This is a genomic window from Nonomuraea sp. NPDC052634 (assembly GCF_040678535.1).
GTDB lineage: Bacteria > Actinomycetota > Actinomycetes > Streptosporangiales > Streptosporangiaceae > Nonomuraea > Nonomuraea fastidiosa.
In genome coordinates, this window is the sequence record NZ_JBFATY010000004.1 from 127,495 (window position 1) to 139,869 (window position 12,375).

A 12,375-nucleotide genomic window follows, 5' to 3' on the forward strand; every position below is an offset into this window, starting at 1 on the left:
GAGCGGCTCCGCATGGCGGAGGCTCAGGAGTGGACCGACGAGCCGGCGTCAGCGGTGCCTGCCGGGATGCCGGCGGTGGCGCACGGCCGTACGACCTGCCGGATCTTGCGCAGACTGCCCAGGAACGCCTCCAGCTCCTCCTTGCCGAGCAGCCCGGTGAAGGAGTCCTCGATGTCCTGTACGTGCTTGGGCAGCACGTTCTCCAGCCGCTCGCGTCCGGCGTCGGTGAGCGCGGCGTACGAGGCCCGGCGGTCGGTGGCGCAGGCCTCCCTGCGGACCAGGCCCTCGCGTTCGAGGCGATCGACGACCCTGGTCACCCCGCTGGTGGACAGCCCGGTCTGAGCGGCCAGGTCGGACATGCGCAGCCGTTCGCCGGAGGAGCGCGCCAGGCGGATCAGTGTCTCGAAGTCGACGTCCGACAACCCCGCGGCATTGATCACTGGCGCGAAGCGCTCCATCAAGCCCTCGTGCACTTCGTGCAGCAGTCCGATCGCCGTCACCCGAGGGTCGTCCACGTTCATCACACTCATACCTTAGCCGACGATAGTTGACGAGAGGAATATTCCTCAGGTAGACAATCGTTGCCGCAGTAATCCACGCAGCAACTTTCCATCCAAGGAGATCCGATGACCACCCGTACCTGGGAGTCCCTGACCATCCCCGCCGCCGGTACCTACACCATTGACGTAGCCCACACGACCATCGGTTTCGTGGTCAAGCACATGATGGTCAGCAAGGTCCGCGGCCACTTCGGCAAGTTCAGCGGTTCTGTCACGATCGCCGAGAACCCGCTCGAGTCCTCCGCCGAGCTGACCATTGAGGCCGCCAGCATCCACACCGGCGTCGCCGACCGCGACGGCCACCTGCGCGGTGACGACTTCCTGTCGGTTGAGAAGTACCCGAACATCACGTTCCGCAGCACCCGCGTGACCGGCCACTCGGGCGACGAGTTCACCGTCGTGGGCGACCTCACCATCCGCGACGTCACCCGCGAGGTGGAGCTCAAGGTCGAGTACGGCGGCGCGGGCACCAACCCGTGGGGCCAGGCCGTGTGGGGCTTCTCCATCACCACGGAGTTCGACCGCGAGGACTTCGGCCTGACCTGGAACCAGACGCTGGAGACCGGCGGCGTGCTGGTGGGCAAGAAGGTCAAGGTGGAGATCGAGGGCGAGGCCAACCCGGCCGCCTGACCTTCTTTGGGCGTACGGGGGCGTTGAACCCCCGGGGGATCCCTGTGGAAAACTCAGTTATCCACAGCCCTGAAGCCCGCCTCAACACTGGGCGGGCTTCATCCACAGGCAGTTACCCACAGCCTGTTGATAACTTGTGATGGAGGCCCGCGGAGCAATCGCTTTGCCGCCTCGCCGGAAGGCCGGTACGCTGTGCTGAGCCGCACTGGCTTCCAGGAGGATTCGCCTAGTCAGGTCTATGGCGCCGCACTGCTAATGCGGTTTGGGCTTACCGCCCATCGAGGGTTCAAATCCCTCATCCTCCGCACGTGAGAGGCCCTTCCCCGGGCAGCCGGGGAAGGGCCTCTTTGATCTTTGCGAGCATCAGAGGTGCCGTTGTCCTCAGGACGATCCCCAGAGCGCGGCGCCCATCCGCTCACCGGCGTCCTTCATCTGGAGGGTCGCCACTCCGTGCGCTCGATCGGGCCGCCGAGCTTCGTTGCGAAGACCAGATCGTGATCTGTCCACTTGTCCCCAGTTCTGAGCCGTTCGGCCGCCTGGACCTTCCTGTGGGCCCGTAGGAGAGCCAGGAGCGCGGGAGGGAGCCGGCCGGGGGACGGGCATGCTCGCGAGCGTGAACCGGGTGATTCTGCGTGCGAGGGCGTGGGAGCATGCGTGCCATGGTGGCGCTACCGACGCGCGCGGAGGTCGAAGCCCGGTTCGAGGGGCTGCTCCGGGGTGACATGACCCGGGAAGAAGTGGACCGGTGGGCGGCGCGGTTCGTGGCCGCCGACATGGCCGAGGGGGACGACGAGCCGGTGTGGGAGGCGTTGATGCATCTCTGCGGCGTCGACTTGCGCTCCGGCCCCGATGGGGATTACTTGCACGACGACGAGCAGGTGGCCGGGTGGCTCGGTGAGTTCCGCCGGCGGGTCCGGACGGAACGCCGCCGCGATTGAATGCTGCGTCTGAATGCTGCGTCCGCCGACCGCGATTGAACGCTGCGTCCGCCGACACCGACCTGAGGATCTTCTCCTGAGGGCCGCTCGGCTGTGCTCCGCCGACGTACGGGCCGAGTTCGGTGCCGGTGTGGGCGATGTGCTCGATCACCTGGAGCACGACGAATGGGAGATGGCTCTTGTCCTGCTCCAAGAGCTGGTGACGTCCCATACGTGCCCGCCTGCGTTCTGGATGCTACCGGCGGATGTCGCTTGCCCGTGGCGATGGCTTTCTAGTCGCGTTGGGCGTCATCGAGCCCCCTCGTCGGAGCGGCTGAGCCCCAGTCCCAGAGGGCTTGCAGGACGGGGCCGAGGCGGCGGCCGCATGGATGTTCCCATTTCCCGCCGCGACTTCTTCGACGGGATCGCCGTCGGCTGCGTGGCCGCGACCGCCGCCCCGTCCGCCGCCGCGCCCGCGCGGGCGGCCCAGGAGCCCTCAGGGCCGTCTGCGCTCCGTACGCCGCTCGGGGTGCCGATCACGGTTCGGCCGCGCCACGTCTACGCCACGGGGGTCGACAACCCCTTCGGAGTAGCCCGTACGTCAGTGGCCTCCTGAGTCAGCGGGGTCGCCGGTACCGCAGGTCGACGATCCCGCTCTTAGACGGTGTGCTGGAGATCAGCTCCAGCTCGTACGACTTCGGGACGCCGTTGAAGAGGCGGGTGCCTTCGCCCGCGACGTACGGGAACAGGCTCACGTGCAGCTCGTCGAGCAGGTCCCGCTGCATGAGGGAGTGCCAGAGGCGGACGCCGCCCCAGACGATGATGTAGCCGTCGCCGCCCTGCCGCAGCTTGTCGATCTCTTCTGTGGTGTCGCCGGCGACGATCGTGGTGTTCGCCCAGTCGGCCGTCTGCATCGTCCTGGAGAAGACGACCTTGCGGCCGCTGGTCAGGAGGTCGGAGAAGGGGTGGTCGGGGGAGGTCATCATGGCCTTGGACGTGCCCTCGTACGTGGTGCGGCCCATGACGTGGGCGTAGGCGCCGCGCAGGAACTCGAGGTGGGCCTGGCCGTCGGGCCGGCGGTTCTCCGGCAGGCCGAAGCAGAACTCCCAGAAGTCGGTGTCCTGGTCGGCGAGCAGGCCGTCGAGGGAGTAGTTGAAGACCGTCGCTATCAGTTTCCGCATGATCGGGACTCCCGGGGTCGCTGGCTGTCGAGCGACCTTCGTGTCGCTCGTGCTTATGACGGCGCTTCCGTCCGGGAATCATCGGTGAACGTGAACATGCGCCGCCCCGGCACGAGGGGAAGGGGGTCGGCTTTGAAGCGGTGGACGCCGACGCCGAAGCCGGCCTCCGGGGGCGACACCCACGCGCGTTCGAAGCCGCGTTCCTCGAACCAGCGGCAGATCAGCGGCACCCGGTCGGGGGCCTTCCGGTGCCGGGTCCAGATGACCACGCCGTCGGTGGCGCACAGCTGGGGGCAGGTGTCGATGGTGCGCTCTATGTCCTCGTCCGTGATGTTGCCGAACACGCCGCAGACGAGGACGATCTCGGCGGGCGTCAGGTCCTGGTAGTGGTCGGTGAGTGCGGCGTCGGCCGTCAGCACCTCGACCTGGCCGAGTCCGTACGATGCGATCGCCTCCGAGGCGATGGCGGTGTTGCGCGGGTCCAGTTCGACCAGGCGGGCTCGGACGTCGTCGCGGCGCGGGTGCTCGGCGAGCACCTCCAGCACGTCGCGGCCCTGGCCGGAGCAGAGGCTGATGAGCCGCAGCGGGCCGGGCGGGGAGGTGTCGAGCGCGAGGCGGATGCGCTCTTGGACGACTAATAAGCGCCGCGCCAGGTTGGAGCCGGGGACGTCGTACTGGTCGTGCCACGTCAGCCAATCCATGATCGAAGCCTACGAGGACACCCGGTGGTGTTCCACGCTTCGATTCGATGATCTGCACGTAGTCGCCGTCCGGGTCGATGGCGGTGGCGAGGAGGCTGGGAGCGGTTCGTCATCGGACGGTCCCCGCATGTGGACACCCCTACATGTGCCGATCGCTGCGTGCTCCCGTGCGGGCCAAGAAAATCCGGCTGTACGCGGCATTCGGGTCGTTATGCTCGGTGGCGTGGCCGGTCCTGTGTTGCTGATCGAGTTACCGGAACCGGTGCCGGACGCGGCGCTGGCGGACCTGCGCCGGATGCTGTTCCACATGTCCGGTCGTTTCGAGGAAAGGCGTCCCGGCGCGTACGACCTCACTGTCTGCGCCAGGCATCTCGGGATCGTCGAGGACGAGACGCCGGGGGCACATCGGCCGTTCCTGGTCACCGTCCATGGGCCGGGTATCGGCGAGGAGGAGTGGTTCGAGGCCGAGCACCTGGAGTCGCCGGATTTTCCGGCGTACATCGGCTTCGAACCGACGCAGTCCGTCAACGTGGCCGCGATGAGCAACGGTCAGATAGACCACGTCGCCAATGCCCTCCTGACCGCCGCCATCATGGACGTGGTCGGGGGCGTCGCCAACGTCGAGGTGGATGACCGGCATGTACCGGCGGTCGCCGATCTTGAGGGTCTCATCGCGCTGGTGCCGGAGCACTCGACGGCCTTCGGCACACCGGCGTTTCTGCGCGCATGGGCCGCGCATCCCGAGTTCTGCCTGGTCAAATGACGGTGCGATCGGGAACCCGGTGATGGCCGGGCCGAGCCGGGCGGAGTTCGCAGGCAGGCCGGGGCGGACGCCGCCGGTGACGGTTCCGCGGTGCTCTGACGCATCGCCGGAGGACGCCGGACCGGAGCAGAGCAACGACAGGCATCGCGACGGCACCTGCCTCCGCGTCGCCGATCCGTGAGCGCACCGGAGTCAGTGGGGCTGGTTGAGCTGGATGATCTGGACGTAGTTGCCGTCCGGGTCGATGGCGGTGGCGAGGAGGCTGCCGTCGCGGTCCTCCAGGCCGGCCAGCCACTGGGTGCCGGCCTGCTCCATGCGGGCGACGACCGCGCGGGCGTCGGGCACGTCGAAGTTCAGGATCACCCGGCCGGGCTCGGGGTTCGTGTCGGCGATGTCCCCGCGGCCGTCGATGAACAGGTAGAAGCCGCCGAACCTGAGCACCCGGTATCCGTTGACCTCGGTGTTCTCCGACGGGTCGAGCGCGGTGGCGTACCAGGTGCGCAGCCGTTCCGGGTCGGTGCTGGACAGAAGGATGCTGCCGAGTGCGGGGCGCTGCATCGCCAAGAGGTCCCTTCTCGCTGACGTCGGCAGTACAGACCCGCGGGCCGTGTGAAAGTCATCGCGGTGGTGCCGCAGGGGGCGAGCGGCCGTCCGGCGCGATGGGCGGGGACGGGCCCGATGAGTCGGGGCGGCTTGATGAGCGGGGACGGGCCCGATGAGCCGGGGGCGGCTTGATGGGCGGGGGCAGGCGCGAAAAGGGCGGCGCGCCCCCGTGGGGACGCGCCGCGTTATATCCGCGTAGGCAGCGGAGGATCAACCGGTGACGAGGGTGAGCCCGTACACGCTCAGGGCCTCGTTGACCGGCTGGTGGTAGGTGGTGCCGCCGTAGGTGCAGTTGCCGGACCCGCCGGAGGTCATGCCCTGCGCCTGGTTGCCGGAGATGAACGAGCCGCCGGAGTCACCGGGCTCGGCGCACGCGCTGGTCCTGGTCAGGCCGGTGACCGTGCCCTGCGGGTAGGTGACGCTGGCGTTGTGCTGCTGGATGGTGCCGCAGCGCCAGCCCGTGGTGGAGCCGGAGCGGCAGATCGACGAGCCGACCGAGGCCTGCGTGGAGCCGCGGACGGTCACGTAGGCGCCGCCGGACCCGCGGACGTACGGGGTCACGGTGTTGCCGGGGGCGGCGACCCAGGCGTAGTCGTTGCCCGGGAAGGACGAGCCCTGGAAGGTGCCCGACGGGTTGCTCGTGGTCTGGCCGGCCCGGCCGCAGTGGCCCGCGGTGACGAAGCCGGGCGTGCTGCCACGGGTGACGGCGAAGCCGACGCTGCACCGGCTGGAGCCGATGTAGTACGGGCTGCCGCCGATGATGTTGATGAGCGGCTTCGGCTGCTCGGTCGTCGCGGAGACGTTGACGGCGCTCTTGTCGACGCCCGCGGCGTCGGCGAGGGCCTGGGCCGCCTCGACGGTGGGCGCCTGGACGGAGACGGTGTTGGTCTTCACGTCCACGTACCAGAGCGCCGCGCCCGCCCTGGCCTTCTCCGGGGCCTGGTCGAGCTTGGCCATGATGCCGTTCAGTTCGGCGAGCGAACGCTTGACGACGACGGGCTTGGCGCCGCGCGCCTCGATGGCGGAGGCCTCCGCCGGGTCGGTGGTGGCGACGTTCAGCTGGGTCGCGTCGTCGTTGAGCCAGGCGCCGCCGAAGGAGTCGTTGCCCAGTTCGGAGCTGAGGCTCTTCTCGGTGGCGGCGGCGCGCTCTTCGTTCGCCAGGCGGGTCATGACCTGATCTTCGGAGAGACCGAGGTCGCGTTCGAGCGCGTCGATCATCTCCGGTGGTGCGGATGGGGAGGCGGTTTGAGGTGCCGGGTCAGCTAAGGCCGGGCTCATGGGGGTTGCCAGGCAGACGGCGAGGAACAGCCCGCCTGCCAGCGCACAGCGCTTACTCAACATGTGCACTCCTCGGGTGGGGGTGCTGTCAAGTTAACGGCTGTTGCGCCCGATGTTCAGATACCGAAAGGGCACTATTTCGGTGTTATGGCTCCCATTGCGGACCTATCTCACAGCGCATAAATGTCGTCCGAAAAGACGTGGCCGGAGCCGGTTCTCGGCTCCGGCCACCGATGGCGCTGCTCAGGCCGCTATCGGGGAGCGCGGGCGGTGAGCAGGGCGATGATCAGGTACGGAAGGGTGAGCAGCGCGAACGTCGTCCCATTGGACCCGTAAGTTGACAGAGCCCCGTAAGCCCCGTACGTCCCCAGGGTCACGACGTTCGTGCCGAGACCGGCCACCGAGGTGACCGTGGCCCGGGCGGGCCCGCTGATGCGGTTCTGCAGCCGTACGTCGGCCAGCACCCCGGCGAGCTGGAACGCCCCGAACGCCAGCGCGATCAGCACGAACCCGGCGACGTGCCGGCTGAGCGCCCCCGCCACCAGGGCGAGCGCGGCCAGACCGAGCAGCAGCCCGTACGCGCGGGGCGGCAGCCGCTCCGCGGGCCCGGCGAGCATGCTGCCGCCCGCGACGCCCAGCGTGACGAGCAGGACCAGCAGCGGCACCGCGGCCTTGGGCACCCCGGCTTCGAGCGCGAGGTACGGGATGTACTCCTCAAGAGCGCCCCAGACCGCGACCACGAAGGCGACCAGCAGCACCGCGTGCGTGACGCGCCGATCGGCCCGCGTCTGCGCGATGCCCTCGCGCAGCACGGCCAGGTACGACGGCGCCTCTTGGCGCACCCGGTGCTCGGGCAGCGTCAGCGCCGTGGCCGCGCACAGGACGCAGGCCGCCACGCTGGCCGTCGCGACGGCGGGATGGCCCCCGACGGCGAACACCGGCACGGCCAGCGCCATGGCGGCCGCGGTGGCGATCATGCCCGCCGCGGTGGCCCGGCCGATGACCGTGGCGTAGCGGCCGGCCTCGCCGCGGTGGTCGAGCTCCTCGTACGCGAGCGCCTCGTACGAGCCGGACACGAGCGTTTCGCCCGTCCCCCAGAGCACGAAGCCGACGGCGAAGGCCCAGTACGAGGGGAACAGCACCCACAGGGCGAACCCGAGCCCGCTCAGCAGCGGGCCGAGGCAGAGCAGCAGGCGGCGGGAGACCGCGTCGGCCCAGGCGCCGGACGGGATCTCCAGCAGCAGGCCGGTGATGGACCAGATGGCGAACAGGCTGGAGACCTGGGCCAGAGAGAGACCGGTATCGGTGAACAGCAGCGCGTATACCGGGTAGAGCAGGATGAATTCGCTGAGGAACGCGTACGCGTACAACGATGCGACGAGCATGAGGCCTTCCAGGGGCGGATCGAATGGGGCTCCGAGTGCTCGTCGACTCGGAGGCCCGCGCGCCCCGCGCCGGCCTCTGGTGATGGATCCGCAGGTTATGGATCAATGTCGCCAGGTCATGCCGTCGATTCTAGGCGACGGATTCGCGCACGCCAGGCGCGTTGCGCTACCGGCGTACGCAACGCAAAAGCCGCAGAAGCGGGCGACGGCCGCGAAAGTCGCGTGGGGTGCGAAGTCCACGAGGGCTGCGAAAGTCGCGTGGGGTGCGAAGTCCGCGAGGGCTGCGAAAGTCGCGTGGGGTGCGAAGTCCGCGAGGGCTGCGAAAGTCGCGTGGGGTGCGAAGTCCGCGAGGGCCGGACGGCCCGCAGGAGTCACAGGACGCGGGTCAGGCGGAGGCGGCTTCGGGCAGCGGGATCCACTTGTGCGCCCACGTGACCAGTTCGTCCACGACAGGGCGCAGCTCCTGCCCCATTTCGGTCAGGTGGTATTCGACGCGTACGGGCGAGGTGGCGAGCACCCGGCGCTCGATGATGCCGGCGGACTCCAGCTCGCGCAGGCGCCTGGCCAGCATCGTGTCGTTGATGCCGGGGATGGCGGCCTTGATGTCGGCGTATCGATGGGCGCCTTTGAAGATGATGCTGATCACCGCCCCTGACCAGCGGGCGCCGATGAGTTCCAGGGCGATGTGGAAGCGCGTGCACACGGACGGGGGGCTCATGTTTCCAGTGTAGCGTTTGCTAAGGAATATGTAGCTCCTCAATAATGTTGAGCAGTCAAATCCCGCTCACCTGGAGTAACCATGGAAGTCAAGCCTGTCCTGCAGATCATCGTCGGCAGCACCAGACCGGGCCGCGCGGGCCGTCCCGTGGCCGAGTGGTTCCGCGACAAAGCCGCCGCGTCCGGCCTGTTCGACGTGGAGCTGATCGACCTGGCCGAGGTGGCGCTGCCGCTGCTCGACGAGCCCAACCACCCCAAGCTGCGCCAGTACGTGAACGCCCACACCAAGGAGTGGAGCGCCACCGTGGAGCGGGCCGACGCGTACGTGTTCGTGACGCCCGAGTACAACCACAGCTTCCCCGCGACGATCAAGAACGCACTCGACTACCTGTGCATCGAGTGGCAGCACAAGCCGGTCGGTTTCGTCAGCTACGGCGGCGTCTCCGGCGGCACCCGCGCCGTCACCGGCCTGCGCCACGTCGTCAGCTCGATGAAGATGGTGCCGGTGCTCGAAGGCGTCATCATCCCCTTCGTCGCCCAGCGCCTGACCGAGGACAAGAAGCTGCGGCCCACCCCCGAGATGGAGCAGGGGGCCGACGCCATGCTGGCCGAGCTGGCCAAGCTCACCGAGCCGCTGCGCGCGATGCGGCTCGCCCACGCCTGAGCTACGCTGCCGGACGTGGCGCTGGCAGTCTGTGTGGTGGTCCGATATCGCAAGGCGGTGACGTACGGGGTGCACGCCCTACTCGCCGCCCTGGAGACCGCGAAGGTCGAACACGAGCTGCGGCTCGGCACCACCCCAGAGGAGACCGCCGAACACATCAAGGCCACGACGGCCGACCGAGTGATCACGCTCTGGTCGTTCTACTCTCCCGACGCCGAGGCCATGGCCGCCGAGCTCGCCACGGTCAAGCAGCTCAGCGACGGCCGCGGCCTGCACATCGCGGGCGGCGTACACGCCACCGCCGAGCCCCAGCAGGTCATCGACGCCGGGTGGGACCTCGCCGGCATCGGTGAGGGCGAGTCCACGATCATCTCGCTCGTCCGCGCGCTGCAGGACGACGCGCCGCTCACGAGCGTGCCCGGCCTCGCCATCAGAGACTCCGACGGCGTCGCGCTGCGCACCAGGCCGGCGCCGCAGCTTCCGCTCGACGCGTTCCCGTCCTTCGTGGGCAGGCACGGGCCGATCGAGATCACCCGCGGCTGCCGCTACACGTGCCGCTTCTGCCAGACGCCGTTCATGTTCGGCGGCCAGTTCCGGCACCGGTCGGTGGCGAGCGTGCGCGAGCACGTGCGCTCGATGGTCGACAGAGGGCTGCGGGACGTACGGTTCATCACGCCCACCTCGCTCTCCTACGGCTCGCCCGGGCCCGACCCCGACCTCGACAAGGTGGAGGAGCTGCTGGCCGGGGTGAAGGAGGAGCTGCCGCCGCACGGCCGGGTGTTCTTCGGCAGCTTCCCGTCCGAGGTGCGGCCCGAGCACGTCACCCCTGAGGCGATGCGGCTGCTCAAGCGGTACGTCGCCAACGACAACATCATCATCGGCGCCCAGTCCGGCTCCGACAAGGTGCTGGCCGCCTCAGGGCGCGGCCACGGCACCTCGCCCGTACGCGATGCCGTCAGGATCGCGGTCGAGCACGGCTTCCGGCCGAACGTCGACTTCATCTTCGGCATGCCGGGGGAGTCGCCCGAGGACCAGGCGCAGTCGCTGGCCCTGGCCGGTGAGCTGGCCGACATGGGCGCCCGCATCCACACCCACACGTTCATGCCGCTGCCCGGCACGCCGTGGCGCGACGCCGAGCCCGCGTTCATCCCGCTGAGCACGATGAGCGAGCTGGACCGGCTGGCGCAGCGCGGCGACGCGTACGGGCACTGGCGCAAGCAGGCCGAGCACGCCGCCCGCCTGGCCGAGACCGCCAAGGCCTACCCGCGCAGGACCAAACGCCGCCGCACGAGCTGACGGTCACTCGCCGCGCCGGTCGGCCTCCTCGCCCTGCTCACCGCGCTCGCCCTGCTCGATCATCGCCTGGCCGACGTGTTCCTCCAGCGACGTGAGCACCCGTTCGAACGCGTCGCCGATCGGGCGCAGCGCGTGGGTGACGGCGTTGACGAGCGGTCCGAAGATATCGCTCACCTCGGTCATGAGGTCGGGGCGCTTGCTCTCGGGCGGCGCCCAGCGCATGGCGTCGGCGCTCAGCGTCTCCCACTCCTCGACGACGCCGTCGATGGCGTCGACCACATGGTCAGGATCGCTTGGCATGGCCGGTTCTCCGTATGACCAGAGGGCTTATACCTCCACGGTACGTCAGGCGGGAATCGACACCCCCACGCCGCCCCTGGTCCGCGCACCGTAGCGCCGTATGTCGGCGTCGAGGTCGAGGGGACGCACCCGCGTCCGCCCCGCCAGCGTCTCCTCGGTGAGCAGCGCGGCGGGCACCAGCCAGGACACCTCGAACTCCAGCCCGTCGGGGTCGCGCGCGTACAGCGCCTTGGTGGTGCTGTGGTCGGACGCGCCGACCAGCGCACCCAGCTCGGCCAGCTTGGCGCGGACGCGTTCCAGCTCCTCCAGCGTGTCGACCTCCCAGGCCAGGTGGTAGAGCCCGACGGAGGTGCGTCCCGCGGGCGACGGCGCGGCGTCCGGGCCGATCTGGAACAGGCCGAGGTCGTGATCGTTGGACGAGCCTGGGGCCTGGAGGAAGGCGGCGCCCGGCATGCTCATCACCACGTCGAATCCGAGGGCCTCGCGGTAGAAGGCGACGCTCGCCTCCACGTCGCGTACGTACAGGACGGCGTGGTTGAGCCGCTGGACCGGCATGGTTCGCCCCTCTCGACGGGTCCCGGGATCGAGTATATGAGCGTGCAACTAAATTGGGAGGGTGACCAGATGGCTGGATGATGATGAGCAGCGCACGTGGCGCAACTTCCTGGCCGCGACGCGGCTTGTCCACGAGGCGCTTGAGCGGCAGATGCAGCGCGACGCCGGCATGCCGCACACGTACTACGTGATCCTCGCGGTGCTGTCGGAGCAGCCCGGGCGCACGATGCGGATGTCCGATCTCGCGGTCAAGGCGGGGTGCTCGCAAAGCCGCCTGTCGCACGCCGTGCGCCGCTTGGAAGAGCACGGGTGGGTGCGCCGCGAGCAGGACAGCTCCGACCGCCGCAGCCACTTCGCCGTGCTCACCGACGAGGGGTATGCGGTGCTCGAATCCGCCGCTCCCGGCCACGTCGAGGAGGTGCGGCGCAGCCTGTTCGACGTGCTCACGCCGGAGCAGGTGCGCCGGCTGGACGAGATTTGCTCGGCCGTCAGGAACACGTTGGAGGGCTAGCGAGAAAACTGTCGGGCGGAGGCCGTAGCGTTGCCGGGTACCCGACCGAGGAGAGGCCGATGCACGACACCGAAGAGGCACTGTTCAGGGCGGTTCACGGGATCGCGGGCCGGTTCGCCGGCCAGCCCGTCCCCGTGGTGATGGACGCTTTGCTGCGCCATCTGCCCAAGGCTCCCGGCCTCGAGGTGGCGGAGATCCGGAAGATCGCCGAGGAGATCAGCGTGGGGCGCGATCCCTCCGGTCTCTGAGCCGCGGGGCGCCCGGCGGCGGGCCCTGGGATCGCGCGATCGCGTTCGGCATGGTTGTGCACGACC

At 69.2% G+C, this 12,375-nt stretch carries 17 protein-coding genes and 1 tRNA gene; 9 read left to right on the forward strand and 9 right to left on the reverse strand.

All coding sequences use genetic code 11. The features are described from left to right. Window positions 1-23: 23 nt before the first annotated feature. Window positions 24-530 carry a MarR family transcriptional regulator gene (locus AB0K67_RS19795; RefSeq protein ID WP_364061774.1) on the reverse strand — a complete coding sequence of 169 codons (507 nt, stop codon included), beginning with the start codon at window positions 528-530 and terminating at the stop codon, window positions 24-26. Between the two features lie 96 nt (window positions 531-626). Here AB0K67_RS19795 and AB0K67_RS19800 point away from each other — a divergent pair, with 96 nt between their 5' ends. The 4 genes from AB0K67_RS19800 (at window position 627) to AB0K67_RS19815 (ending at window position 2,723) form a co-directional block, all read left to right on the forward strand. Further along, a complete protein-coding gene (locus AB0K67_RS19800; RefSeq protein ID WP_364061777.1) occupies window positions 627-1,190 on the forward strand; it encodes a YceI family protein in 564 nt (187 codons plus the stop codon). Between the two features lie 215 nt (window positions 1,191-1,405). Then, window positions 1,406-1,495: transfer RNA gene (locus AB0K67_RS19805), tRNA-Ser, on the forward strand. A gap of 345 nt (window positions 1,496-1,840) precedes the next feature. Beyond that, window positions 1,841-2,128, forward strand: a complete 288-nt coding sequence (locus AB0K67_RS19810) for a hypothetical protein (protein ID WP_364061780.1) — start codon at window positions 1,841-1,843, stop codon at window positions 2,126-2,128. A 364-nt stretch (window positions 2,129-2,492) separates the two neighbouring features. Next, window positions 2,493-2,723: a hypothetical protein gene (locus tag AB0K67_RS19815; RefSeq protein ID WP_364061783.1), complete on the forward strand. Its 231-nt coding sequence runs from the start codon at window positions 2,493-2,495 to the stop codon at window positions 2,721-2,723. A gap of 1 nt (window position 2,724) precedes the next feature. On the opposite strand, the gene AB0K67_RS19820 is transcribed toward AB0K67_RS19815, so the two are convergent. Together AB0K67_RS19820 and AB0K67_RS19825 are read right to left on the reverse strand one after the other, a co-directional pair. Continuing rightward, a complete protein-coding gene (locus AB0K67_RS19820) occupies window positions 2,725-3,288 on the reverse strand; it encodes a dihydrofolate reductase family protein (RefSeq protein WP_364061786.1) in 564 nt (187 codons plus the stop codon). A 53-nt stretch (window positions 3,289-3,341) separates the two neighbouring features. Then, window positions 3,342-3,989: a class I SAM-dependent methyltransferase family protein gene (locus tag AB0K67_RS19825; RefSeq protein WP_364061789.1), complete on the reverse strand. Its 648-nt coding sequence runs from the start codon at window positions 3,987-3,989 to the stop codon at window positions 3,342-3,344. A gap of 223 nt (window positions 3,990-4,212) precedes the next feature. Between AB0K67_RS19825 and AB0K67_RS19830 the strand changes: the two genes are divergently transcribed. Further along, the gene (locus AB0K67_RS19830) at window positions 4,213-4,752 is read left to right on the forward strand and encodes a DUF6368 family protein (RefSeq protein ID WP_364061792.1); all 540 of its coding nucleotides are present in this window, start codon (window positions 4,213-4,215) and stop codon (window positions 4,750-4,752) included. Window positions 4,753-4,944: 192 nt separating this feature from the next. Here the strand turns inward: AB0K67_RS19830 and AB0K67_RS19835 are convergent, their stop codons facing one another. The 4 genes from AB0K67_RS19835 to AB0K67_RS19850 form a co-directional block, all read right to left on the reverse strand. Beyond that, complete coding sequence (locus AB0K67_RS19835; protein WP_364063227.1) at window positions 4,945-5,310, reverse strand: VOC family protein; 366 nt, start codon at window positions 5,308-5,310, stop codon at window positions 4,945-4,947. A gap of 255 nt (window positions 5,311-5,565) precedes the next feature. Continuing rightward, window positions 5,566-6,696: a S1 family peptidase gene (locus tag AB0K67_RS19840; RefSeq protein ID WP_364061795.1), complete on the reverse strand. Its 1,131-nt coding sequence runs from the start codon at window positions 6,694-6,696 to the stop codon at window positions 5,566-5,568. 188 nt (window positions 6,697-6,884) lie between these two features. After that, window positions 6,885-8,018: an MFS transporter gene (locus AB0K67_RS19845; RefSeq protein WP_364061797.1), complete on the reverse strand. Its 1,134-nt coding sequence runs from the start codon at window positions 8,016-8,018 to the stop codon at window positions 6,885-6,887. A 385-nt stretch (window positions 8,019-8,403) separates the two neighbouring features. Next, window positions 8,404-8,736, reverse strand: coding sequence for a helix-turn-helix domain-containing protein (locus tag AB0K67_RS19850; RefSeq protein WP_364061800.1), 333 nt, complete (start codon window positions 8,734-8,736; stop codon window positions 8,404-8,406). 81 nt (window positions 8,737-8,817) lie between these two features. On the opposite strand from AB0K67_RS19850, the gene AB0K67_RS19855 reads away from it, so the two are divergent. Both AB0K67_RS19855 and AB0K67_RS19860 read left to right on the forward strand, forming a co-directional pair. After that, entirely contained in the window at window positions 8,818-9,399 is a 582-nt protein-coding gene (locus AB0K67_RS19855) for an NAD(P)H-dependent oxidoreductase (protein WP_364061803.1), read from the forward strand. Window positions 9,400-9,414: 15 nt separating this feature from the next. Beyond that, entirely contained in the window at window positions 9,415-10,695 is a 1,281-nt protein-coding gene (locus AB0K67_RS19860; protein ID WP_364061806.1) for a TIGR04013 family B12-binding domain/radical SAM domain-containing protein, read from the forward strand. A 3-nt stretch (window positions 10,696-10,698) separates the two neighbouring features. Here the strand turns inward: AB0K67_RS19860 and AB0K67_RS19865 are convergent, their stop codons facing one another. Continuing rightward, the gene (locus AB0K67_RS19865; protein ID WP_364061809.1) at window positions 10,699-10,995 is read right to left on the reverse strand and encodes a hypothetical protein; all 297 of its coding nucleotides are present in this window, start codon (window positions 10,993-10,995) and stop codon (window positions 10,699-10,701) included. Between the two features lie 45 nt (window positions 10,996-11,040). Then, window positions 11,041-11,550, reverse strand: coding sequence for a VOC family protein (locus tag AB0K67_RS19870; RefSeq protein ID WP_364061812.1), 510 nt, complete (start codon window positions 11,548-11,550; stop codon window positions 11,041-11,043). 61 nt (window positions 11,551-11,611) lie between these two features. On the opposite strand from AB0K67_RS19870, the gene AB0K67_RS19875 reads away from it, so the two are divergent. Together AB0K67_RS19875 and AB0K67_RS19880 are read left to right on the forward strand one after the other, a co-directional pair. Further along, the gene (locus tag AB0K67_RS19875) at window positions 11,612-12,061 is read left to right on the forward strand and encodes a MarR family transcriptional regulator (RefSeq protein ID WP_364061815.1); all 450 of its coding nucleotides are present in this window, start codon (window positions 11,612-11,614) and stop codon (window positions 12,059-12,061) included. Window positions 12,062-12,120: 59 nt separating this feature from the next. Next, window positions 12,121-12,309: a hypothetical protein gene (locus AB0K67_RS19880; RefSeq protein WP_043619667.1), complete on the forward strand. Its 189-nt coding sequence runs from the start codon at window positions 12,121-12,123 to the stop codon at window positions 12,307-12,309. Window positions 12,310-12,375 lie beyond the last annotated feature (66 nt).